Source organism: Lactiplantibacillus brownii, from assembly GCF_031085375.1.
Lineage (GTDB): Bacteria > Bacillota > Bacilli > Lactobacillales > Lactobacillaceae > Lactiplantibacillus > Lactiplantibacillus brownii.
Genome location: NZ_JAVCWF010000001.1, coordinates 1,926,909 through 1,951,443, shown reverse-complemented (window position 1 = coordinate 1,951,443; position 24,535 = coordinate 1,926,909). Strand labels below are relative to the sequence as shown.

At 44.1% G+C, this 24,535-nt stretch carries 21 protein-coding genes and 2 other annotated features; of the genes, 18 read left to right on the top strand and 3 right to left on the bottom strand.

Annotated features, from left to right (window positions below; translation table 11 throughout):
- Positions 1 to 24 precede the first annotated feature (24 nt).
- Positions 25 to 645 (top strand): DUF1054 family protein, encoded by a 621-nt coding sequence (locus RA086_RS09240; RefSeq protein WP_308703513.1) that lies wholly within the window; start codon positions 25 to 27, stop codon positions 643 to 645.
- 396 nt (positions 646 to 1,041) lie between these two features.
- On the opposite strand, the gene rpsD is transcribed toward RA086_RS09240, so the two are convergent.
- Complete coding sequence (gene rpsD, locus RA086_RS09235; RefSeq protein ID WP_308703512.1) at positions 1,042 to 1,650, bottom strand: 30S ribosomal protein S4; 609 nt, start codon at positions 1,648 to 1,650, stop codon at positions 1,042 to 1,044.
- A 200-nt stretch (positions 1,651 to 1,850) separates the two neighbouring features.
- Entirely contained in the window at positions 1,851 to 2,312 is a 462-nt protein-coding gene (locus RA086_RS09230) for a GAF domain-containing protein (RefSeq protein WP_308703511.1), read from the bottom strand.
- A gap of 171 nt (positions 2,313 to 2,483) precedes the next feature.
- Here RA086_RS09230 and ezrA point away from each other — a divergent pair, with 171 nt between their 5' ends.
- The 15 genes from ezrA to RA086_RS09155 all read left to right on the top strand — a co-directional run bounded on the left by ezrA (position 2,484) and on the right by RA086_RS09155 (position 20,309).
- Positions 2,484 to 4,193 carry a septation ring formation regulator EzrA gene (ezrA, locus tag RA086_RS09225; RefSeq protein ID WP_308703510.1) on the top strand — a complete coding sequence of 570 codons (1,710 nt, stop codon included), beginning with the start codon at positions 2,484 to 2,486 and terminating at the stop codon, positions 4,191 to 4,193.
- Positions 4,194 to 4,481: 288 nt separating this feature from the next.
- Positions 4,482 to 5,636, top strand: coding sequence for a cysteine desulfurase family protein (locus RA086_RS09220; RefSeq protein ID WP_308703509.1), 1,155 nt, complete (start codon positions 4,482 to 4,484; stop codon positions 5,634 to 5,636).
- Positions 5,637 to 5,653: 17 nt separating this feature from the next.
- On the top strand, positions 5,654 to 6,871 hold the full coding sequence (thiI, locus tag RA086_RS09215) for a tRNA uracil 4-sulfurtransferase ThiI (protein ID WP_308703508.1): 1,218 nt from the start codon (positions 5,654 to 5,656) through the stop codon (positions 6,869 to 6,871).
- Between the two features lie 306 nt (positions 6,872 to 7,177).
- A complete protein-coding gene (gene tpx, locus RA086_RS09210) occupies positions 7,178 to 7,672 on the top strand; it encodes a thiol peroxidase (RefSeq protein WP_308703507.1) in 495 nt (164 codons plus the stop codon).
- Between the two features lie 38 nt (positions 7,673 to 7,710).
- Positions 7,711 to 8,066 (top strand) — a binding site (T-box leader).
- A gap of 53 nt (positions 8,067 to 8,119) precedes the next feature.
- Complete coding sequence (locus tag RA086_RS09205; protein ID WP_308703506.1) at positions 8,120 to 10,789, top strand: valine--tRNA ligase; 2,670 nt, start codon at positions 8,120 to 8,122, stop codon at positions 10,787 to 10,789.
- 760 nt (positions 10,790 to 11,549) lie between these two features.
- On the top strand, positions 11,550 to 12,869 hold the full coding sequence (locus tag RA086_RS09200; RefSeq protein WP_308703505.1) for a bifunctional folylpolyglutamate synthase/dihydrofolate synthase: 1,320 nt from the start codon (positions 11,550 to 11,552) through the stop codon (positions 12,867 to 12,869).
- Positions 12,870 to 12,908: 39 nt separating this feature from the next.
- Positions 12,909 to 13,550: a JAB domain-containing protein gene (locus RA086_RS09195; RefSeq protein ID WP_308703504.1), complete on the top strand. Its 642-nt coding sequence runs from the start codon at positions 12,909 to 12,911 to the stop codon at positions 13,548 to 13,550.
- A gap of 217 nt (positions 13,551 to 13,767) precedes the next feature.
- A complete protein-coding gene (locus RA086_RS09190; RefSeq protein ID WP_308703503.1) occupies positions 13,768 to 14,772 on the top strand; it encodes a rod shape-determining protein in 1,005 nt (334 codons plus the stop codon).
- Between the two features lie 70 nt (positions 14,773 to 14,842).
- Positions 14,843 to 15,688 carry a rod shape-determining protein MreC gene (gene mreC / locus RA086_RS09185; protein ID WP_308703502.1) on the top strand — a complete coding sequence of 282 codons (846 nt, stop codon included), beginning with the start codon at positions 14,843 to 14,845 and terminating at the stop codon, positions 15,686 to 15,688.
- 12 nt (positions 15,689 to 15,700) lie between these two features.
- The gene (gene mreD / locus RA086_RS09180) at positions 15,701 to 16,216 is read left to right on the top strand and encodes a rod shape-determining protein MreD (protein WP_308703501.1); all 516 of its coding nucleotides are present in this window, start codon (positions 15,701 to 15,703) and stop codon (positions 16,214 to 16,216) included.
- 21 nt (positions 16,217 to 16,237) lie between these two features.
- Positions 16,238 to 16,906, top strand: coding sequence for a septum site-determining protein MinC (locus RA086_RS09175; protein ID WP_308703500.1), 669 nt, complete (start codon positions 16,238 to 16,240; stop codon positions 16,904 to 16,906).
- Entirely contained in the window at positions 16,906 to 17,712 is an 807-nt protein-coding gene (minD, locus tag RA086_RS09170) for a septum site-determining protein MinD (RefSeq protein ID WP_308703499.1), read from the top strand. The genes RA086_RS09175 and minD overlap by 1 nt, the downstream gene beginning before the upstream one ends.
- Before the next feature lie 49 nt (positions 17,713 to 17,761).
- Positions 17,762 to 17,993, top strand: a binding site (T-box leader).
- 172 nt (positions 17,994 to 18,165) lie between these two features.
- Entirely contained in the window at positions 18,166 to 18,807 is a 642-nt protein-coding gene (locus RA086_RS09165) for an amino acid ABC transporter permease (RefSeq protein WP_308703498.1), read from the top strand.
- 12 nt (positions 18,808 to 18,819) lie between these two features.
- Positions 18,820 to 19,461: an amino acid ABC transporter ATP-binding protein gene (locus RA086_RS09160; RefSeq protein WP_308703497.1), complete on the top strand. Its 642-nt coding sequence runs from the start codon at positions 18,820 to 18,822 to the stop codon at positions 19,459 to 19,461.
- A gap of 11 nt (positions 19,462 to 19,472) precedes the next feature.
- On the top strand, positions 19,473 to 20,309 hold the full coding sequence (locus RA086_RS09155) for an amino acid ABC transporter substrate-binding protein (protein ID WP_308703496.1): 837 nt from the start codon (positions 19,473 to 19,475) through the stop codon (positions 20,307 to 20,309).
- A gap of 82 nt (positions 20,310 to 20,391) precedes the next feature.
- On the opposite strand, the gene RA086_RS09150 is transcribed toward RA086_RS09155, so the two are convergent.
- Entirely contained in the window at positions 20,392 to 21,744 is a 1,353-nt protein-coding gene (locus tag RA086_RS09150; protein WP_308703495.1) for an aspartate kinase, read from the bottom strand.
- Between the two features lie 203 nt (positions 21,745 to 21,947).
- Here RA086_RS09150 and yfmF point away from each other — a divergent pair, with 203 nt between their 5' ends.
- Together yfmF and yfmH are read left to right on the top strand one after the other, a co-directional pair.
- Complete coding sequence (gene yfmF, locus RA086_RS09145) at positions 21,948 to 23,219, top strand: EF-P 5-aminopentanol modification-associated protein YfmF (protein WP_308703494.1); 1,272 nt, start codon at positions 21,948 to 21,950, stop codon at positions 23,217 to 23,219.
- Complete coding sequence (gene yfmH, locus RA086_RS09140; RefSeq protein WP_308703493.1) at positions 23,206 to 24,507, top strand: EF-P 5-aminopentanol modification-associated protein YfmH; 1,302 nt, start codon at positions 23,206 to 23,208, stop codon at positions 24,505 to 24,507. The genes yfmF and yfmH overlap by 14 nt, the downstream gene beginning before the upstream one ends.
- Positions 24,508 to 24,535 lie beyond the last annotated feature (28 nt).

Genomic DNA, 24,535 nt, shown 5'->3' with positions numbered 1-24,535 from the left:
CGAAAAACGAAAGCAGGGAACGTTGTGTTTACTAAAGCAGACTTTGACTTATTTAATGACCCCACCTTAGCCGGTCGAATGACCCAAATTAGAACGGTGATTGATCCAAAATTTGAGGCAGTGACGCCACAAATTTTGCCCGTGCTACAAGCAGGTGGGCAGACGTTTTACCCGCATATCGCCAAACACTTGCGACGTTTTAAAAATCCACCGGTCGACACTTGGGTCGCATTTAGTGAAGATCCGCGGCGTTACAAGGCATTGCCACATTTCGAACTCGGACTATGGCCGGATCGGTTATTTTGCTATTTGGATTTGTTGGACGAAAGTAAGGTAAGGGTACAGGCTAGTTTAACCCCCGCGGAATTACAAAAATTATATCGCCACTTGCCCGCTGATTATTTAATTAGTCATGATCACACGGTCGCTGAAATGCGAGTCGCCACATCAGCCAATATTGATGGGGTGCTTAATAAATTTGCGCAGTACAAGCACAGCGAGTTAGTTGCTGGCCGTGCGATTAGTCTGGATTCACCATTATTAGCGGATGAAGCGGGTCAATTAGCTTATATTCAAGCAACGTTTACAACACTCTTACCGATTTATTTAGCGATTATGGCAAAACTAAGGCTGAAGACTGACTGATAATTGGTAGTTAGCCTATTGTGGGTGGTTGCAAATAGCTCTTAACGTTCAAGAGCGTAAACGCCGCCGTCTTCATTGACCAGTTCATTCGCTGTGCAGCCACTGGTTCATTACGATGTTAGATAGTGATTATGGCTCTTAATATCCCGAAAACCCAATCAATATTGAGGCGCTGGGTTAGCGTAGGTTGGTCTGGAATGAGGCTCAGTGGTGAAATTTCTCTTTGCTGGGGTCTTGCCAGCTTAGAGAAAGCCCGGCTTGTGAGACTGCCCCTTGGCTCACAAACGTAGCCACCACGTTCCAACATCAGTCCAGGCCAACCGGAGCGGCAATGCTTTTTATCACGAGACACAAAAAAACACGCCGCAAATGCGACGCGTTTTTAATAACCAGAAATTAAAGTTTGTTGTAGTATTCAACGATAAGTGATTCGTCGATATCTGCTTCAAGTTCTTCACGTTCTGGTAAACGAGTTAATGAACCTTCAAGTTTGTCAGCATCGAATTGAACGAAGTTAGGACGTGAAACCACGGCTTCAACAGCGCCAGTGATAACCGTTAACTTTTTAGACTTTTCACGTACTGAGACAACTTGGCCAACACTAACTTCGTATGAAGGAATGTCAACACGTTTGCCATCAACAGTGATGTGGCCATGGTTTACCAATTGACGAGCTTGACGACGAGTCGTTGCCAAACCTAAACGGTAGACCATGTTGTCTAAACGACGTTCGAGTAAGATCATGAAGTTAACACCATGCTTACCTTCGCGGATTTTACCAGCTTTGATAAATAAGTTGGCGAATTGACGTTCAGTTAAACCGTACATCATCCGTAACTTTTGCTTTTCGCGTAATTGCGTACCGTATTCAGAAAGCTTTGAATGACGACCTTGACCATGATCACCAGGAGCATAAGGACGACGAGCTAATTCTTTACCAGTACCTGAAAGAGACATTCCCAAACGACGGGAGATCTTCCAACTTGGACCTGTATAACGAGACATATGTTGTATCCTCCAATAATTTTAGTTGGAGTAAAATAATCCGATGTGAGTTCGATATTCGTTCAGATTGGACTGCAGGTTTCACCATTGCAGCCGCAGGTTACTAACTGACCAAAAATTTGGCACCAATCTGTTGACGAGCTTACCCACTCACTGCTGCATTATTTTACACAAAGAGTAGCATAGCATGCTGACCTTACTTAGTCAATGTGTTGTACGAGAATCTTCGCAAATTCGGCCAACTCGAGTTCATTTTCAGTGGTAAAACGGTCGAGGGAAGGGGAATCAATATCCATGACGCCAATTTGATGTCCATTTTTAGTTAACGGCACGACGATTTCAGAGTTGCTGGCACTATCGCAAGCGATGTGTCCGGGAAAATCATGGACATTTGCCACGCGATGGATCTGTTGATCCTTAAAAGCCGTCCCAACAACACCGGCGCCAACTTTGATATGCATGCAAGCGACCTTACCTTGAAATGGTCCCAAATCGAGGCTATCGGTCGCGGAATCGTATAAATAAAACCCAGCCCAATTGAGGTCTGTGTATGTATCATTAATTAATGCACTGGCGTTGGCTAGATTAGCCACCAAATTGGTTTCGTTATAAAGTAAGGCGTCTAATTGTTGGTTCATGAGTGAAGTTTGTGTCTCTGACATGAAAATCCTCCTATAAGTTATTAATTTCATACTGATTGATAATTGCGGGTATGCTATAATTTAGGTTAGATTTTAATTGGAAATTAAGCAAAAAGCAAGGTTGCGGTTCGGCAGGGTGAATCCGCAACCAAACCATTAGCCATTAATTTAATTTAAGTAAGGGGTATTCATATGCAAGTAGCAATCGGTATTGTGGTTGTCGCGCTTGTGATTTACGCTGCGATCAAAGGCTTTCAACTGTACATAGATAAACAAGTTCGACAGTTAACGACGCGGCAGCAAGCGTTAGTTGAACAGACTCAGGCGACTGACTTTGAAAAAATCGAAGGTCTTGGATTGACCGGCGGATCATTGGCGAAACTAGAAACATTGCAACATGATGGACAGGCTTTGCGTGAAGAACGCTTGCCAGCCATTAGTGAGCGCCTCACACAAATTACCGCCGCCGCCCACAGTATTAAATTTATGGACGCTAACCAAAATATTAAAAAAGTCACCGCCTCATTGACCGTGATTGAAACGAAAATTGGGTCAATAAACGAAGGCTTACAAGCATTAGATGATGCCGATCAAGCTCACCGCAAAGCCGTTGCGAGTTTGGAAAAGAAATATCAGGATCTACGGAAAACTTTGTTATCGCAAAACTTTTCCTTTGGACCAAGCATTGACCGGTTGGAAGACCGGCTGGCGAACTTAGAAAGTGACTTTGACAAATTTTCTCAATTGGCGAAGGCTGGCGATCACGATGCTGCCGAACAAGTCTTGGACCAATTGCGGCACGATACGAGTGCTTTAGAAATGGATATCGACCGTATTCCACCGATTTACAAGGACTTAGTGAGTGGTTTTCCGGATCAATTAAAGGAACTTGAAACGGGTTATCGGCAATTGATCGATCAACATTTTCACTTTGAAGTGGCTAAAATCGAACCTGAAATTCAAGCCTTGACCAAAGCAATTGCCGACAACACCAAGTTGTTAGGGGCGTTAAAGGTCTCGGATGCTGAAGCTGGTAACCATGCCATTGAAAAGCGAATCGATCATTTGTATGACGTCATGCAAGTTGAGATTGATGCTAAAGCAGTTGTTGATCAAAAACAAGACGAAATCAGCCAGTTTTTAACGCATGCGACGAACCAAAATCAACGTTTACAAGTTGAGTTAGATCGATTAGCACAGAGCTATACGTTGAACGATCATGAAGTTGAACGGACACGTGAACTTGGCGAACAGCTGAAAAATATTCAGGATGTTTATCAGGCGGACACGACTGCACTGACGACGCATCAAGCCATCTTTAGTCAAATCGCTAACCACTATGCAGAACAAGATAAACAATTAAAAGGTATCGAAGAAGAACAAGTCACGATTAATGATGGTGTTGCCGGCCTAGCTGCAGAAGAGTCTAAGGCACATGACACGTTGCAACGATTTGATTTTGAAATCCATGCCATCAAGCGGCAAGTGGAGAACTTAAACTTGCCTGGCTTGCCAAAAGATTACTTGGATTATTTCATGGTTGTGACTAAGGAAATTGAACGTTTAGATCATGATATCAATAAGTTAGTGATTAATATGGATGATATCACGAAGCAACTGATCGTCATTCAGTCCGATATGGCAACACTTAAAGAAAAAACCAATGATTTAATTGATTCGGCCGTCTTGTCAGAACAGCTGTTGCAATACGCGAACCGTTACAAGACGAATCATGAAGACGTGCAGGCTGCCAGTGTGGAAGCCCAGCGACTATTTAATGAAGAACATGACTACGCACATAGCTTGGAAGTGATTGCGACGGCCATTGATAAGATCGATGCCGGTGCATACAAGCGGATTGAAGATAGTTATTACGCGCAAAAGCAAACAGAACCTGAATAGCTGACCACTGAAAGTTTGGGAATTCCCAAACTTTTTTGTTCGCCTATTTTGGGTGTTGTGAAACAAAAAGGCTTGTTTCATAGTGGTTATTTGGTATAATTGCAAAGAATTCTTATCGAAAGTAAGTGCTTAGGCGTTGTTCTAGTCATAGTTAGTTCAATTGATAATCGGTTGTCTCTGTTGGCTACCACGTTCCGGCAGTAATCTAGCCAACTCGAGTGGCAAGTTAACACTTATGACAGCTCCAATGTTTCCAGCACGACTTTTAGGGAAAGTGAAGGCTTTAGAATGATTTATTTTGACAATAGTGCGACAACTAAAGTTGCACCATCAGTACTTGAGACCTACACAAAAGTCTCACAACAAGTTTGGGGCAACCCATCTAGTTTGCATAATTTTGGTGAGACGGCGTTCCATTTATTGGAACAATCACGCCAACAAATTGCGGATTTAATTGGTGCGAAACCTAATGAAATCTTTTTTACTTCTGGCGGTACGGAAGGCGACAATTGGGTCGTCAAAGGGACAGCCATGGAAAAACGGACATTTGGGAAACATCTGATTACAACGGCTGTTGAACATCCAGCTATTCATAATTCAATGGAACAACTCAAAGAGCTCGGCTTTGACGTGACTTACTTACCCGTTGATAAAGAAGGCCGGATTTCAATCGCTGATTTGAAAGCCGCGATTCGGCCAGACACCATTTTGGTTTCGGTCATGGCGGTCAACAATGAAATTGGCACGATTCAACCATTGACAGAAGTGGCCGAGGTATTGAAGGCTTATCCGAAAATTCACTTCCACATTGATGCTGTTCAAGGGATCGGTAAGGGCATCCAAGACATGATCATGAATGATCGGGTGGATTTTGTGACCTTCTCCGGGCACAAATTCCATGCGCCACGCGGTATTGGCTTCATTTACGCGCGCCAAGGTCGAAAATTAGCCCCATTAATGACCGGTGGTGGTCAAGAAAACAACTGGCGTTCTGGGACTGAAAACTTACCAGCAATCGCTGGTATGGCGAAAGCCTTACGATTGTTATTGACTGATGAGACTGAAAAGGTCGCTCGTGAACGCGCAATCAAGCAACGCGTTTATGATCACATTAAAACTTTTCCAAAAGTCACGATTTTTAGTCAGCCGACGACTGGTTTTGCGCCACATATCTTGTGTTTTACGATCAATGGGGTTCGTGGTGAGACCATCGTCCATGCGTTTGAAGATCAGGGCATTTATCTCTCAACGACGAGTGCTTGTTCTTCCAAGAAGCATCTGGCTTCCAGCACATTAATGGCGATGCATACCCCTGAAGCAGTCGCCACGAGTGCCATTCGAATTAGTTTGGATGAACACAACACTTTGGCCGAAGCTGACGAGTTTAATCAAGTTTTTGATAAGTTATATAAACGATTTTCTAAAATAAATGCTGACGCTTAACTGAAAGGAAATAATTCATGCAATACACTGAAATAATGGTGCGTTACGGCGAACTCTCAACTAAGGGTAAAAACAAACGTAATTTTATCGATAGTTTAGGGCGTAACGTCCGCAAAGCGCTGCACGATTTTCCGGAACTCAAAGTTCATGCGGATCGTGACCGGATGCACATCGCCTTAAACGGTGAAGATGCCACCAAGGTCATGGGACGGCTAAAATTGGTTTTCGGAATTCAAAACTTCTCACCAAGTATCCGGGTGCCACAGGATATGGCCGCAGTTTATCAGACGGCGATTGAAATGGTTCAAGCACAATTTGAACCGGGGATGACGTTTAAAGTAAATACGCGTCGTTCTGATCATACTTTTGAATACGATACGAATGCCATCAATGATATGTTAGGTGGTCAGATTTTGGACCACGTTGACGGCATCCAAGTTAAAATGAAGCAACCAGATATTGTGATCCGTGTCGAAGTTCGTCCAAACGGGATTTTCTTATCATCCGAGACAATCCAAGGCGCTGGCGGATTACCCGTTGGTACCGCTGGTAAAGGGATGTTGATGTTATCTGGTGGGATTGACTCGCCCGTTGCGGGTTATCTTGGCATGAAGCGTGGCGTTGACATGGAAATGGTTCATTTCTTCAGTCCGCCATATACTAGTGAACAGGCCCTCGCCAAGGCGAAACAATTAGCCTCGACTTTAGCGAGCTATTCTGGAAGTGTTAAATTCATTCAGATTCCTTTCACCGAGATTCAAGAAGAAATCAAAGAAAAGGTGCCAGAAGGCTATTTGATGACGGTACAACGCCGTTTGATGATGCGCTTGATGGATGCTGTGACCCGCCAACGTCATGGTAAAGCCATTTTTAACGGTGAATCTTTAGGACAAGTTGCGTCACAAACGATGGATAGTATGATTGCCATTAATGACGTCACTGCTTTGCCAGTTTTACGGCCGGTGATCTCAATGGATAAAACCGAGATTATCAAGATTGCTGAAGAGATTGACACCTACAACTTGTCAATCATGCCATTCGAAGATTGTTGTACAATTTTCGCGCCGCCAGCACCTAAAACACATCCAAAACTCGATCGTTCTCGTGCTTACGAAGAACGAATCGACGTGGAAGGATTAATGCAACGTGCCATGGACGGGATTAAGATTACTGAAATCAAGCCCGGCGAGAATTATATGAACACTCAAGAAGAAGTCTTTGCAGAACTATTGTAAGCGACCAGCATGCGATTAAGCACCAAACTAAACAAGTTGCGTGTTGAAAAATGACTATCGCTCAATCAAACTCGTGTTAGCACATTCGCTGACACGAGTTTTTTTTACAACGTATTTTAAAATCATGCTCAGCGCTCAAATCGCTGGCGGCAAAAGCAGACGGTTAATCAGTATCCAGTTGTTTTGATAAATCGAGGCGATTCTAAAGTTATTATTTGCGACTGGCGGGAGTTTGCGGTACATTTGAAGCATACTAGTTAAACTAGTAAACGTTAGCTTAATCAAGTTATTGAAGGGGTGTTTGCTGTGCAAGTATTATTTCATGATCAGCCGTTAGATTTAGTCGGTGAACCGTTGACGGATGGCGACCAATTGCCGAAGTTCAAAGTGTTCACGACCCATGATAAGAAACTCAAGACCAAAGATATTTTAGGCAAGCCCGCGTTGATTAGTGTGATGCCCGATATTGATACTCGGGTTTGCTCAATTCAAACGAAAAAGTTCAATCAACAAGCCGACCAATATCCACATATTCAATTTTTGGCGGTTTCTAACAATTCGATTGCGGATCAGGCTGGCTGGTGTGCCAAGGAAGGCGTCAAAAATTTGACGGTCGTTTCCGATGAAGAACTTTCCTTTGGCTATGCCACTAACTTATACTTGCCAAACAATGGGACGTTAGCTCGGGCCATTTATGTCGTTGATGCTGCCGGTAAAGTGGTTTACCACGAAATCGTGCCTGAAATGACGCATGAACCAAACTACGTGGCCGCTTTAGATGCGTTGAAGCAATTTGAATAAGCATTGACGCCGGATTATAAATTGATTACAATAGGAACATTCAAGCGATGAGCAAGAGAGTAGTTTTGAGTGACATCTGCAGAAAGAAAACGGGGCTGTAAGTTTTCGTTGTCAGTTTGAATGAAAGTAGCTTGCGAGCTGTTGGCCTGAAATAGTAGTAGGGTCGACCGGACGGATACACCGTTCGTTAACAATAATGTTTAAGTGTGAAGAGTAGCGCGGCGAAGCTAAATTGCCGAAACGCGCTATTAGCGACAGCAACCTGTGCTTGCTACGCTAGTCACAACATGCCAAAAACGCATGCTGTGATTAGCTGGGCAATGCTCGGTGGCTGAGCGTCGCTAATAACGCTCTTTAAATTTAGGTGGTACCGCGAAGTCTATTCGTCCTAATTAATTTAGGATGGGTGGACTTTTTTCGTGCCAAAAATAGAAAGGACGTACCGATATGTCAGAAGATTTAACCACTGATATGCCCACAAAGTATGATCCGACCGCCGTTGAAAAGGGTCGGTATCAAACTTGGTTGGACGAAGATCTATTCAAGCCTTCGGGCAATAAAAAAGCTAAGCCTTATTCAATCGTTTTGCCCCCGCCAAATGTCACAGGTAAGTTGCATTTAGGCCATGCTTGGGATACGACACTACAAGATATCATCATTCGTCAAAAACGGATGCAAGGCTTTGATACGCTCTGGTTACCAGGGATGGATCATGCCGGTATCGCAACCCAAGCCAAGGTTGAAGCTAAGCTTCGTGAACAAGGCATCAGTCGTTACGATTTAGGTCGTGAAAAATTCATCCAACAAGTTTGGGATTGGAAAGACGAATATGCGTCAATCATCAAACAACAATGGGCCAAAATGGGCTTGTCTTTAGATTATTCACGTGAACGATTTACGATGGATAAAGGGTTGTCTGATGCAGTTAAGAAAGTCTTTGTCACGCTTTATAAAAAAGGCTTAATTTATCGTGGCGAATACATCATCAACTGGGACCCACAAGCGCGGACGGCTTTATCCGATATTGAAGTTATCCATAAAGATGATAAGGGTGCCTTTTACCACGTCAAATATCCATTCGCTGACAAAAATTATACGTTCAATGGCAAGCATTATATTGAAATTGCCACGACCCGTCCTGAAACGATGATGGGTGATACGGCGGTTGCCGTTAATCCTAGCGATGATCGTTATAAGGAACTCGTTGGCAAAGAAGTTATCCTGCCATTGGCTGAACGAAAGATTCCGATTATCGCGGATGCTTACGTTGATCCTGAATTTGGGACTGGGATGGTTAAAATTACGCCAGCCCATGACCCTAATGACTTCAAAGTTGGTAACCGTCATGACTTGAAACGCATCAACACAATGAATGAAGATGCTTCAATGAATGCCAATGCTGGTAAATATGAAGGCTTAGATCGTTTTGCTGCACGTAAAGCCATGGTTAAGGATTTACAAGACCAAGACTTGATGATCAAGATTGATCCAATCGTGCATAGTGTTGGGCATTCTGAACGGACTGGGGTCCAAGTTGAAGCACGCTTGTCGACGCAATGGTTCGTTAAGATGCAACCGCTAGCGGAACAAGCCTTGAAGAACCAAAAAGGCGACGATAAAGTCAATTTCGTACCAGAACGTTTTGAAGAAACCTTCAATCAATGGATGGAAAATGTTCATGACTGGGTCATCTCACGTCAACTTTGGTGGGGTCATCAAATTCCAGCTTGGTACAATAAAAAGACTGGGGAAACCTATGTTGATGTTGAGCCACCTAAGGATATTGAAAACTGGGAACAAGATCCAGATGTTTTAGATACTTGGTTCTCAAGTGCCTTATGGCCATTTTCAACAATGGGTTGGCCAGATGAAGATGCCCCTGACTTTAAGCGATACTTCCCAACCAATACGTTAGTCACCGGTTACGATATTATCTTCTTCTGGGTTTCACGGATGATGTTCCAAAGCCTTGAATTTACTGGTCGTCGCCCATTTAAGAACGTCTTGTTGCATGGCTTAATTCGTGATGAACAAGGTCGTAAGATGAGCAAGTCCTTAGGTAACGGGATTGACCCAATGGATGTTATCAAGAAATACGGTGCCGATGCCTTACGTTGGTTCTTGTCAAATGGGTCCACAGCGGGTCAAGATGTCCGTTTCAGTTATACAAAAATGGACGCCGCTTGGAACTTTATCAATAAGATTTGGAATGCCAGTCGTTATGTCATCATGAACTTGGGTGATATGGACAAGCCAACTTTACCGGCACAAGCTGACTGGACACTAGCTGACAAATGGATTTTGAGCCGTTTGAATGCGACGGTTAAACAAGTGACTGATTGCTTTGAAAAATTTGATTTTGGTGAAGCTGGTCGGGCCTTGTATAACTTTATCTGGAATGATTTTTGTGACTGGTACATTGAAATGAGTAAAGCCGTTTTAACCGGTGACGATGCTCAAGCTAAAGCCAATACGCAAAATGTTTTGGCCTACGTTTTGGATCAAACCTTACGTTTACTTCATCCAATCATGCCATTTGTCACTGAAAAAATCTGGTTATCGATGCCACATGTTGGTAAATCATTAGTTGTGGCCGACTATCCAGTGGCACACGCTGAATTTGATAATCAGGCTGCCGAAAGTGATATGGCGTCCTTGATTGAATTGATCACGGCGGTTCGGAGTATTCGGGCTGAGGCCAACGCAAAGATGTCATCTGCGGTTGATTTGTTGATCAAGACGGATAGCACCCGGTTGCAGACGGTCTTCAAGACTAACGAAGATTATATTGACCGGTTTGCACATCCTAAGACGTTAACGATTGGCGCGGATGTGGAAGCACCAAAATTAGCCATGACACAAGTGATCAGTGATGCCGAACTTTATATTCCGCTAGCTGAATTGGTTGATTTGAATGAAGAAATTAAAAAGCTTGAAAAGGAACAAGCCACCTTTGAAAGTGAAGTCACGCGTGCCACTAAGAAATTAGGCAACGAACGCTTTGTTGCGAATGCGCCTGAAGCGGTTGTGGCTAGTGAAAAAGAAAAGCTCGCTGATAATGAAAATAAACTTGCTGCCACAAAGCAACGTTTGATCGATATTAAAGCGCAAGCTTAATTCAACAAGAAAGTCTATCGAACCTCAGTTGGTTTGGTAGACTTTTTTGTCGTTGACGCTGAAAAAGGTTAAACTATTAACGTGTGATAAAAGACGGCATAGTTGGCAGCGGTCGCAACATTTTATCGCACGTTTTGACTATCAATGGCTCTTGATTGAAACGACTTAAAATTAAGTTCGTACACTAGGTTAAAAACGAATACAGTTTGGTTTGATGAATTTAAAAAGTTTAACGGTGTAAGTGCTAAGTGCGGTGTCGCGTTCAGAATTATGAGTGTCCGCTTGATTTGCCGCTCCGGTTGGTCTGGATTGATGCTGGAACGTGGTGGCCACGTTCGTGAGCCAAAGTACGGTCTCACAAGCCGGGCTTTTTCTAAGCTGGAAAAGCCCACCAGCAAAGAAAAATTTCACCACTGAGCATCATCCAGCCCGCCCTGCGCTAATAAGTGATTCTGATTTTAATCGGGTTTTTGTTAGGTCCTGACTTTATTATTGCCTAGGTTACAATCACTATTTAACGTCGGAGTGGACTTGCACGTTTGCCGTGTCGAGACACTTAGCTGGGCGGTTTTACCCAGGTTAGTGTTTGGCCGACTTTTAAGACGTGAACTTCGGCTTGAAAACGCCCTGCAGACCGCTTTTTGGCTGCAGGTCTGCCTCACAGCGAACGTGCAGGTCCACGGAGACGGACAATTAATGACTTATTATAAATAAATTACGATAGTTATAACGCACTAAGTTTGAAAGAGGAGCGATTCATTTGATTGAGAATTATGCACAGGCCTTGGCGTTTATCCATGGCCGCACAAAATTTAAAAAGCTACCAACGCTGGACCGGATGCGGCGATTCTTGCAAGAACTCGGTGATCCCCAGCTTAAAATCAACGGGATTCACGTTGCTGGTACGAACGGTAAAGGATCAACCGTTGCAAATTTACGGGAATTATTCATGGCTGATGGTTTGACGGTTGGGACGTTTACGTCGCCGTTCATCACGCGTTTTAATGAGCGGATTAGTGTCGATGGTGAACCAATTAGTGATGCTGATTTGGTCACGTTGGTCCAACAGGTTCAGCCAGTTGTAGCTAAATTGGATGCGGAATTGCCGACGGGTGGCCCGACTGAATTTGAAATTATTACTGCGATGATGTTTTTGTATTTTGCGACCCAACCGATCGATATTGCGATTATTGAAGTTGGCTTAGGCGGTCTGTATGATTCGACCAATGTGTTCACGCCAAAGGTGAGTGCGATCACGACGATTGGCTACGATCATATGCAGATTTTAGGGGACACACTAACGGCCATTGCGACGCAAAAAGCGGGGATTATTAAACCCAAGGTGCCTGTTGTCGTTGGAAAATTACCCGCAGCGGCCCAGGCGGTCATGGTGGCAACCGCTGAAAAGCAGGGTGCGAGCTTACAGACATTGGGAGTTGAGTTTAAGACCAAGCTTTTACCGCCACAAGGTTGGCAAGAACGGTTTAACTACGATGGTGAGCAGGAGCACTTCAAAGAGCTAACGACACCATTGTTAGGCGACTACCAGGTGGATAATGCTGCGGTCGCATTGGCCGCCTATTTAACCTATCACCGCCAGTTGCAACTACCGGTCAATGCGCGTGATGTGCGGCAAGCTTTGGCAAATACCACTTGGCCGGGTCGTTTGGAACGGTTGAACCAGGAGCCTTTGATTTTGATTGATGGGGCGCACAATGAGCCAGCAGTGACCGAGCTTGCAGCGACGATTAAGGAACGCTTTAGCCAGCAAACGATTTATTTGATCTTTGCGGTGTTGGCTGACAAGCAGCATGCGCAAATGATTCAAACGCTGGCTAAGTTGCCGAATGTTCGCTTATTGTTGACGCAATTTGCTGGCCCGAACCCTAAGCGCCAAGCGACGGACCCGCATGAGTTGGCGGCCGAATTACCAGCACACTACGATGCCCCCATTTTTAAGGATTGGCAGTCAGCGTTAGTGGCCGCCACCAGTGAGATGTCGAGTGAAGATGTGCTATTGATGACGGGCTCACTTTACTTCATTTCGGATGTGCGGGCTTATTTTAAAACGCGAGCGTGACCCAAATGCGGAACTACCTATTAGATAGGGGGCTTTCGCATGAGTTTATTAACTGGTCGCACGGACGATCATGGCACACAGATTCATCATTTGATTCAGCGCTACTTCCGGGACTTCTTAGATCCAAGTGCCGCCGCGGCCGCTACTTTGGCTTTCGAGGGCGCTTATCCTGCCGCTGAGGTGACGGCTTGGTCGCGGCAGCCTAACAGTGATCCACTCTGGAATAGTTTGCTCACGGCATTACGTTGTGGGCGACTGTTGCAGGCCCAACCACGGATTGTTTTAGGGCAAGTTTATGGCAGTCAGCAAATTGGTGAACAATTGCTACATGATTTTGCTGGACTCGCTCAGGAGCAGTTATTACTGATCTGTTTGGATACAAAGAATCAGATTCTGAAACGCCAAATCGTTTTTCAGGGCACTTTGAATGCTTGTCCGGTCCATCCGCGTGAAATTTTTCAGGCGGCCTTACTAACTAATACGGCTCGGGTAGTGATTGCTCATAATCATCCGAGTGGGGATTGTGAGCCGTCAGGTAAAGATACCGAATTTACTGAACGCCTGTCCGCTGGTGGCAAGCTGTTAGGCTTGCCACTCCTAGATAGTTTCGTGGTTGGCGCCACGGATTATTTTAGTTTCGCGGAGCAAGGATTGTTAAATTGTAATACGGATTCAGAATAGAATGTGTTAAAATAACGGGGTTAGGGCGAGTGTTTTGTTCGCTTTAGTCGCGTTTTTTTGTTAAATTTTATCTAAGTTCAATAATGGGACTGTATTTTTTAATAGATTACGGTATGCTAGGTTTCAGGCAGTATTTTTAATGCTGAGCTATTATGCTATAATACTTACTATTATGACTAATAAAAATTAAATTGTAATTGATGAAGGGATGAATGTAGTGTTCGGATTTGGGACAAAGAATATCGGGATCGATCTCGGTACTGCCAATACGATTGTGTATGTTGACGGCAAGGGAATCGTACTGCGGGAACCATCTGTAGTTGCGAAGAACACGAAGACTGGTGAAATCGTATCCGTTGGCTCAGACGCCCGCGAAATGATTGGGAGAACGCCTGCAAGTATTGTGGCTATTCGACCAATGAAAGACGGGGTCATTGCGGATTACGATACCACTGTGGCGATGATGAAATACTTTATTCAAAAGACATTAGGCCGTTCAAACGGCAAGCCTTACGTCATGGTCTGTGTGCCATCAGGTGTTACCGAAGTTGAAAAACGAGCAGTGATCGATGCAACCCGAGTTGCTGGTGCGCGTGATGCTTATGTCATTGAAGAACCATTTGCTGCGGCGATCGGTGCTGGCTTGCCAGTCATGGATCCAACCGGTAGTATGGTGGTCGATATCGGTGGCGGGACGACCGACGTGGCCACGATTTCCTTAGGTGGGATCGTGTCCAGTCGTTCAATTCGGATGGCGGGCGACAAGATCGATGATTCAATCATCTATCATGTCCGTCAAAAATTTAACTTGCTGATTGGTGAACGTACGGCTGAACAGTTGAAGATGGATGTCGGCTCAGCCTCGATGAAAGCAGCTGAAGACATTGAGAGTTCAACAATTCGTGGTCGGGATCTCTTGACTGGGCTACCAAAGACGGTTGAAATCTCAGCAACGGATGTTTCAGAAGCCATTCAAGAAATCGTTTCCGAAATTGTTTCGGCAATCAAGGAAACCCTTGAAGAAACGTCACCGGAAATTGCCTCTGACGTCATCGATCATGGGATTGTTTTGACCGGTGGTGGCGCATTATTAAAGAATCTTTCCGAAGTGATTGCTGACGAAACCAAGGTGCCAGTCTTCATTGCGAACGAACCACTTGATTGTGTAGCGGTCGGGACCGGTGAATCACTTAAAAGCATTGATGTTATGAAAAAGCGATAACAGGTGAGCGGGAAGATGACTTCCCGCTTATTTATTGTTAAATCTTTGAATTTTCGACCGGGGGTTCATTATGCAAAAGTTTTTTTCTAACCGTAAATTGGTCATTGCGATTATTATCCTAATAATCAGTTTCGGTCTGATGAGCGTTTCTGTCGCCATTCGGGACCGTAAATCGACACCACCATTAGTCCAACAATTTGGTAACGATGTGGCGGGTGCGGTCAATCGGGTCATTGCTTGGCCAGTAAACGGGCTCCAAAGTGCGACAAATTCAGTTTCTGACTTGCTGAACACTTATCAAGAAAACCAAAAGTTAAAGAAGCAAGTTGATCAGTTAGCGCAAGCCAAGGTCAATGCACAAACCGCAACTGCTGAAAACAAGCAATTGCGTAAAGAATTGAAATTGAACGAGTCCTTAACCGATTACACGGCGGTTTCAGCCAATGTGTTGACGCGGACACCGTCTTCTTGGATGAACCAATTGGTGATTTCAAAAGGGGCAACTGCGGGTGTTAAGAAGAATATGCCAGTGATGTCACAAGCGGGATTGATTGGTCGTATTGTTGAAGTTAACCAGACCAATTCGAAAGTTGAATTAATTTCTAACACGAGTTCATCTTCAAATAAGTTTGCCATTCAGATTACGAACTCGGCTGGTAAAACGGTCAATGGGATCGTCACTGGTTTTGACACGAGCAATAACTATATTCAAATGGGTTCTGTGACTTCGTCAGTTAAGATCAAAAAGGGCGATAAAGTCGTTACCAGTGGTTTAGGTGGATTAACACCTAAAGGCCTCTATGTGGGGACGGTTGCCAAAATTAAACAAGATGATTATGGGCTGGCTTCTGAAGTTGAAATCAAACCTGCAGCTGACCTGACCGACTTAACGGTGGTTACGGTTGCTGAACAATAGGGAGGGTTAACTTTGAAATCACGTTTAAGAATTATCTTCCCAATTGGACTGTTTTTAGCGTTGTTTTTAGATGGCTCACTATCGAATGTCTTTGCGGGAAGTTTGTTTAGATATCCCTATTCGAGTGTGTTGCACTTGGTGTTATTGTGGATTATTTTTGCCGTCTTTTTAGATGACCGTGATGATTTACCAATCGTGACTTGGTCCGCGTTTGCCGGACTTGTTTTTGATTGGTATTATACGGGCGTCTTTGGCGTTTACTTAGTGGCCTTACCACTTGTGGTGTATTTATGTCGTCAAATCAAACCGTGGTTAGACTTAAACTTTCTAACGTTACTAATGGTCTATATTATTAACTTAACGATCGTAGAAGCATTTGTGTACGCATGGTACGTCATGGGCAAAGTGGTGACTAGCAATCTTGCCGACTTTGCGGTTTACACGTTAGGCCCAACGATTGCGGTCAACTTAGCAATCTTTGTGATTTTGTACTATCCGGTACGACAGTTATATCTCAGGGTCAATTAGTCGGTAGAAAGGAATTCGGACATGCAGCAAAGTGTAATTTTAAAAGCCAGTAATGATGGCTATGAATTAATCTTTCGACAAGCAGCGAGTTTCGACGCGATTATGGTTGACTTAAAGACCTTGTTGGATCGGTTACAAGTGGACAATACGACTGATAAACAGATCTCATTTGATATGGACACCGAAGGCCGACTATTGACGGCTGAGCAAAATCAAAAGGTGACCCAGCTCGTGAACCGTTACCCGCTGTTTAGCATTCATAAATTAGCAGCGGAGGTTATTTTGACGGCGGATGCGTTAGCAATGGTCGAACGAAACACGGTCCACTTAGTGAATCAAATTATTCGTAATGGCCAAGTCGTTGCCGTCACTGGCGACGTCTTGTTCTTTGGTAAGATCCATGAAGGTGGCGTTTTGCGGGCCACTGGCAGTATTTTTGTCATGGGTGAAGTGGTTGGGGCCCTTGAAGCAGGGTATCCTGATCATAACGATGCTGCAATTGTGAGTGACTTAGCAACGGTCCCACGAGTCCGTGTCGGAGAATTAATGGAATTGGTTGATAAAGATAAAATCGTGGCCGGGACGAATGTGGTTTATATTAACGATATTCAAGCCCTCGACTATGTCCCGTTAGCACAATTGAAACGGGTCCGGCCTAAATTATTTACACGGAATGGAGGACGTCTTTAATGGGAAAAGCTATTGTGGTCACCTCTGGTAAGGGTGGCGTTGGTAAAACGACCACGACCGCCAATCTTGGCACGGCTTTGGCCTTAATGGGCAAAAAAGTTTGCCTGGTTGATTTGGATATCGGACTACGAAATTTGGATGTTATTTTAGGCTTGGATAATCGGATTTTATATGACATCGTGGATGTCGTTGAAAATCGTGCTCAAATTCGCCAAGCTTTAGTCAAAGACAAGCGCTTTGATGATTTGTTGTTCTTACTACCTGCTGCTCAAAACGCAGATAAGGATTCCTTAAATCCGGAACAAGTTAAAGCCGTCGTTGAAGAATTGAAGCCCGACTTTGATTACATTTTATTGGATTGTCCTGCCGGGATTGAACGGGGCTTTATGAATGCGATTGCGGGAGCCGATGCGGCGATCATTGTCTCGACACCCGAAATTTCGGCAATTCGTGATGCTGATCGGGTCGTTGGTTTACTGGAACAATATCCGTTGGCCGAAGCACCTAAACTCGTTATCAACCGGATTCGCCGGCGGATGATGCAAGATGGTGAAACCATGGATATTGATGAAATTACGCATCATTTATCCATCGACCTATTGGGCATTGTTTTTGATGATGATGCCGTCATTCGGACTTCAAACAATGGTGAACCAGTGGTCTTAGATCCTAAAAATCCAGCCGCACAAGGTTATCGTAATATTGCGCGTCGGATTGAGGGCGAGACCGTGCCGTTAATGAATTTGGAACAACAAAAACCAGGCGTTTGGTCGCGGATCACTGGAATTTTTCACCGAAATAAGTGAAAAAGGCTTGACGAGTGAGCTTGTTTTGGTTATTATGAGAGCAACATTAAAAAAGACAGAGAACAGAAGAGTAGTTGCTTAAACGGCGTGCAGAGAATCGACGATGCTGAAAAGTCGATCACGTTTAGGAGACGAAACACATCTGTGAGTTGAATGGCTGAATCAAGTAAGCTGTTCCGGTTGGCCTCGTTAGCGGCGGAGTTTAGTGATAAACTCGCTGAGTTCAGTTGCGTGAGCAATTGATAAAGATGAGGTGGCACCGCGATTTAATCGTCCTCTTAGGTTTTAGACCTAGGGACGATTTTTTTGTATTTATCACTAAACTCCCTGAGGCAGTAACTGTGAGGTTGCTGTGAAGTGAGGTGGCACCGCGCATAGACGTCCTCTTGAGATAATTTTAATTTCTCAAGAGGACTTTTTTGTTACTGTGATAAAAATTGGGAGGGAATGCAGATGCACTATATTTCAGAAATTTTGCCATCATTATTAGCCGGCGCCGGGATGACGCTTCAGATTTTCCTTTGGACGTTGATTGGGTCGTTACCCTTAGGATTAGTTTTAAGTTTAGGATTAATTTCAAAAATCAAACCGTTACAATGGGTGATTAACTTCTATGTTTGGTTAATGCGTGGCACGCCATTATTGCTACAATTAATTTTCGTCTTTTACGGTTTACCATTGATTGGCGTCGTCTTTCCACGGTATGAAGCGGCACTGTTTGCCTTTATCTTAAACTACGCGGCTTACTTCGCCGAAATCTTCCGTGGCGGCTTACAATCCATTGATAATGGCCAATATGAAAGTGCGCGAGTCTTACGATTAAGCTACGGCCAAACGATTCGTAAAATCGTGATTCCACAAGTCGTCAAGATCGTCATTCCGTCCGTTGGGAATGAAGTCATCAATTTGATCAAGGATTCATCCTTAGTTTACGTCATCGGGATCGGAGATTTATTACGAGCTGGTAACGTGGCCACGGCGCGTGATGTCACCTTGGTACCACTCGTCTTGGTCGGTGTGATCTACTTACTGCTCACCGCAGTGACGACCTTCGTGTTACGACAGATTGAAAAACGTTATAGTTATTGGAAATAGGGAGGGCTCAATATGTTAGAACTTAAAAATATCACTAAAAGTTTCGGCGATCGCACGATCATAAACAAGCTGAATCTGACTGTTAAAGATGGCGAGATCTTAAGTATTGTGGGTCCTTCCGGTGCCGGGAAAACAACTTTATTACGTTGTATCACTGGTCTGGAACAAGTTGATAGCGGCGCATTCTTAGTAGATGGTAAGGCCTTTGATCCTTATACGAATCGGACTAACGACAGTGTGATCGGCGTGGTTTTCCAAAATTTCGAGTTATTTCCACATTTAACGGTGCTTCAAAATATTACGTTAGCCCCAACGATGGTCTTAAAGCAGAGTGCCACTGAAGCGAAAGCAGCCGCTAACAAACTGTTAGATCGGTTAAATTTGGAAGATCATGGGGATCAATATCCTTACCAATTATCTGGTGGGCAACAACAACGGGTGGCGATTGCGCGAGCATTAGCCATGAAGCCCAATGTGTTGTGTTATGACGAACCAACTTCAGCGCTAGATCCTAATTTACGCCAAGAAGTTGAAAAGCTGATCTTAGGACTTAAAGCTGATGGGATGACCCAAATCGTGGTCAGCCATGACATTACCTTTGCAGAAAATATCGCGGATGAAATGTTACACGTTGAACCGAATCAAACGAAGTAGGAGGGGATCGTATGAAAAAAAGATTAATTTCACTGGGTCTTCTCTTCGTGGTCTTACTAGGGCTTGCCAGCACATTATCTGGTTGTGAAAACGTGACAACCCGGGCAGATACCCAAGATACTTGGTCAAAGATCAAGCAACGGGGCACGGTCGTGGTTGGACTAGATGATAGTTTCGTGCCAATGGGCTTTCGGGAAAAATCCGGGAAACTGGTGGGCTATGATATCGATCTTGCTCGCGCGGTTTTCAAGCTATATGGGATTAAGGTGAGTTTCCAGACTATCGATTGGTCGATGAACGCGACTGAATTACGGAACGGCACGATTGATCTCATTTGGAATGGTTATACGAAAAATCCACAACGTGAAAAAGTCGTTGCGTTTAGTAATACTTATCTGAAGAATAAGCAAGTGCTGGTTTCTTTAAGAAAAAATCACATTAATTCTTTCAATGACATGACTGGTAAAGCGCTTGGTGTCCAATCTGGGTCATCTGGTTATGAATCTTTGGAAAATAATCCGAAATTGTTGAAGAATAAAATCGCTAAGAAAACACCAGTGCAGTACGATACATTCACGAATGCGTTCTTAGACCTCAATGCGGGTCGGATTCAGGGGCTATTGATCGATAGTGTTTACGCGAACTATTACATCAAGCATGAAGCCAACTCCGCCGATTATCATGAGACACAGGGGACCTTTAAGTCAGAAGACTTTGCGGTTGGGTTGCGTAAAGGTGACAAGACGATGAAAGCTAAAATCAATGCTGGTTTGAAGACGTTAAAAGCCAATGGGACCTTAGCTAAAATCAATAAAAAATGGTTTGGTGATCAAAAAGTCGAGAACTAAGGATTGCCCACAATAAAAAGCCGATTGGTCCGGACTCGAAAAAACTTGAGTCTGAACTAATCGGTCTTTTATTGTATCGTGGCTAGTTGAAAAATTCGTTGTATAAAGCAATTACGGCTTGATCGGCATCGCGGTCATGCACCCCGAACATGATGGAAATTTCAGAAGCACCTTGGTTGACCATAATTAATTTAATATTGTGATCCGCTAAGGCCGTTGACGCCCGAGACATGATGCCCACGCGATTCCGCATGTTTTCCCCAACAATCATTAGGATGGAATAATCATGGGTGAAGTATATTTCATCAGGTTGCACGGCGTCAGAAATTTCGTCTTTTAAGACGGTTTCTAATTCTGGCGTCAATTGATGTTCATCAAAGATAATCGTTAAGTCATCAATCCCAGAAGGCATGTGTTCGTAACTCACATGATGATCTTCAAGAATCGTTAAGATTTTGCGACCGAAGCCGACTTCTTTGTTCAATAAGTATTTCCGAATGTATAATGAACAAAAGCTGGAAGAACTCGCAATCCCAGTGACGGGATAAGCGGTACTGCCGTCTTTGACGGATTTGATCAAGGTTCCGGGAGCTTCTGGATGGTTCGTATTTTTGACGTTAACGGTGATATTGCCTTGGATTGCGGGAATCAAGGCCTCATCATGGAAAACTGAAAAACCAGCATAAGAAAGTTCACGCATCTCTCGGAAAGTCATCTCTTGGATGGCCGCCGGTTGCGCCACTAACTTGGGATTAACGGCGTAGATGGCATCCACATCCGTAAAGTTTTCATAGCGATCCGCATGTACCCCGCGCGCAATAATTGCGCCGGTAATATCGGAACCGCCCCGTGAAAAGGTACAGATTTGACCATTACGGTTGTAGGCGAAGAAGCCGGGGATAACTAAAATTTGTGGACTATCGGCCCACTTGGCAATCTTGTCATAACTACTGTCAATAATTTGGGCGTCGTCAGGAACATCGGTCACGACCATGCCAGCGTCCTTAGGATCTAAGTAACGCGCATTTAAGCCAGACTGGGCGAAAACTGCCGCCACGAGTTGGGCATTTAAACGTTCACCATGCGCTTTAAACGTTGCCATGAGGTAAGTATTGTCCGCGTAGGTCTGATTGGGCAAATTTTTAATGATATCGTAGATCGGGGTCAATTGTGATTCCGGAACGTTAAAACCGTGGCCAATTTCGGCATAGCGATCAATGATTGCTTGCATGACGGCGGTCGTTGACTGGTGATGGATCGTTTGACGGGCATACTGAATGAGCAAATCGGTGACTTTGGTATCGCCGTCAAACCGTTTGCCTGGCGCAGAAACAATCACGTATTTCCGTTGGTCGTCGGCTTCGACGATCGACAGTACTTTTTGTAGCTGGGTACTGCTGGCAAGCGAACTGCCACCAAATTTAATTACTTTCACATTAAATCGCTCCTCAATTTTATCAATACTTCAAAGAATAGCAGACAAACCGCTTGTTTGCAATGTTAATGTAACCTCATCTGGCTCTCATTTTTGCCGGTTGTTTGTTAACTTGGACCAAGCCATTGGGGATGTCGACATTGAAAGTTGCGTCAAGCTAACCTTTCGCTTATTATTTATTACATATGCAAGGAGGATTTCATTTGCAAACTCAGTTAGCAAAAGGGGTTCAATTGACGACGATTCAGAGTCATCAATTTAAGACCAATCAAATTAGTATTAATTTTCGGGCACCGATTAACCGGGCCGATATTACAAAACGGGCACTCTTGTCCAACTTATTAGAAACGAGCGCCGCGGATTATCCTGATCAACGCGCTTTAGCCCATGCGTTAGCGGATATGTATGGTGCAGCGTTTGGTGCTGGCGTTAGCCGCAAGGGGCCAACACACAATTTACGTTTAGCTATTACCGTGCCAAACGAACGTTATCTAGCGACTGATGAGCCGTTAACGTCACAAGCCATTGATTTTTTGAGTAAGATTATTTTTAAACCATTGGTGCACGATGGTCATTTTGACGAACCGACGTTTAAACGCCAAGCGTTAAATTTAAAGGCATCGATTGAGTCAGTGGCGGATGATAAGCAGTATTATGCCGCACAGCAATTAAATGAAGCACTATTTGCTGCGGATGTGGCACAACAGTTACCGAGCTATGGGTTAGCGGCTGATATTGATGCGCTGACGGCCAGTGACTTGTACACTTATTATCAGCGGTTGTTGACCGAAGATCAGGTCGATATTATCGTCATGGGTGATTTGGACGAAGCTGCCATCGTCAAACAATGGCAGGCAGTCGGGTTCCAAGATCGTTTAGTTGACCGACCAGCAGCCTTTTATCAACATCAAAATACCGGCAATTTTGTGGAAAAGACCGAAGTTCAGGAGTTGAGTCAAGCTAAATTGAACTTGGGTTATGATTTTCCAGTCTTCTATCGTGACCAACATTACTATGCTGCATTAGTGTTTAATGAATTATTTGGTGGGTCACCGTTATCGAAATTATTTATGAATGTGCGTGAAAAGGCAAGTTTGGCCTATTATGCCAGCAGTTCATTAGATACTTTTCGGGGTGTTTTAAAGGTTTCTGCCGGGATTGATGGTCAGAATCACGATCAAGTCCTTCAAATTATTGCCGCGCAGCTAACGGCGATTCAACAAGGCGATTTCACGGATGAATTGGTCGACCAGTTAAAACTGGGCTTGATCAATGATTTTGAATCTAGTTTGGATAGTCAACGCACGTTTGCAGTTCAAGCGTTGATCGATGATTTAACGCAACAAGCGGTCAGTGATGACGAGTGGCTCCAACAAATTCAGGCAGTGACCCGCGACCAGATTCAGGCGGTTGCCAAGTTGGTTACCCTGAATAATGGATTCTTCTTAACTGGAGGTCAGCATGCAAGTAAATAATTATGATCAATTTAATGAAACCAGTTATCAAACTAAGCTGGATAATGGCTTAACCGTCACGTTACTTCCCAAAGCTGGCTATCATAAAACTTATGCCGTTTTCACGACGAATTATGGGTCGATCAATAATACCTTTGTCCCGGCCGGCGAGAGTGAGATGCGCCGTTTTCCAGATGGCATCGCTCATTTCCTCGAACATAAAATGTTTGAAAAAGCTGACCATGATGCGTTTCAAACGTTCGGTAAATACGGAGCCAATGCGAATGCGTTTACGAGTTTTACACGGACAAGCTATTTATTTTCAGCCACCCGTAGTTTGAAAGAGAACTTAGAGACCTTGCTCGACTTTGTCCAAGAGCCATATTTCACGCCACAAACGGTAGACAAGGAAAAGGGCATCATTGGTCAAGAAATTGAGATGTACGATGATGATCCTAGTTGGCGGTTATACTTTGGCATGATTGGTAACTTATACCCTAATCATCCGTTGCAATATGACATTGCCGGCACCACAGAATCAATTGCGAAGATTACGGCGGCTGATTTATATGCGGCCTATCGGACGTTCTATCATCCCCAAAACATGACGTTGTTCGTCGTGGGAAAGCTTGATCCAGACGAAGTGCTTACTTGGATCAAGGCAAATCAGGCGGCTAAACAATTTCCGGCCTTTCAACCGATTGAAACGAAAATTCCCGCAACCGCCACGGATGGTCATGATATTATGCCTTATCGGTCAATCGAGATGCCCGTCAAGCGGGCCAAATCAGTCGTTGGGGTGAAAGGTTTGACGCCAATCGAAGCTGGGGCGCCTGCCCTGAAGTATCGTGCTGGTGTGAATGTCTTATTAGAGATGTTATTTGGCGATACCTCTAAAAATTATTTGCGTTTATATGACCAAGGCATTATCGACGACACTTTTGGTTATGACTTCGAATTACAAAATGAGTTTAACTTCCTAACTTTTAGTGGCGAAACGGATGATCCCGCCGCCTTTGACGCTGCCATTATTGATGGTTTAGAGAATTGGCAAAAAGCGGTACTTGGTCAAGACGACTTGTTAGCAACAATCAAAAAAGAAATGATTGGCCGGATTGTTTTCATGGCCAACTCTTTGGAAGCAATTGCTAATCGTTATGATCAGAATTTATTTGGCCAGGCGACCATTTTTGATGAACCCGCGGTTATTGACGGGTTGAGTTTGGAAGATGTCGCAACAATCGCGAAACAACTGCTGACATCGCAAGCTATCAGCGAATATCAAATTCGACCGCTGACCAAGAATTAAAGAAATCCGAAAGTTATTGTCATCAGTA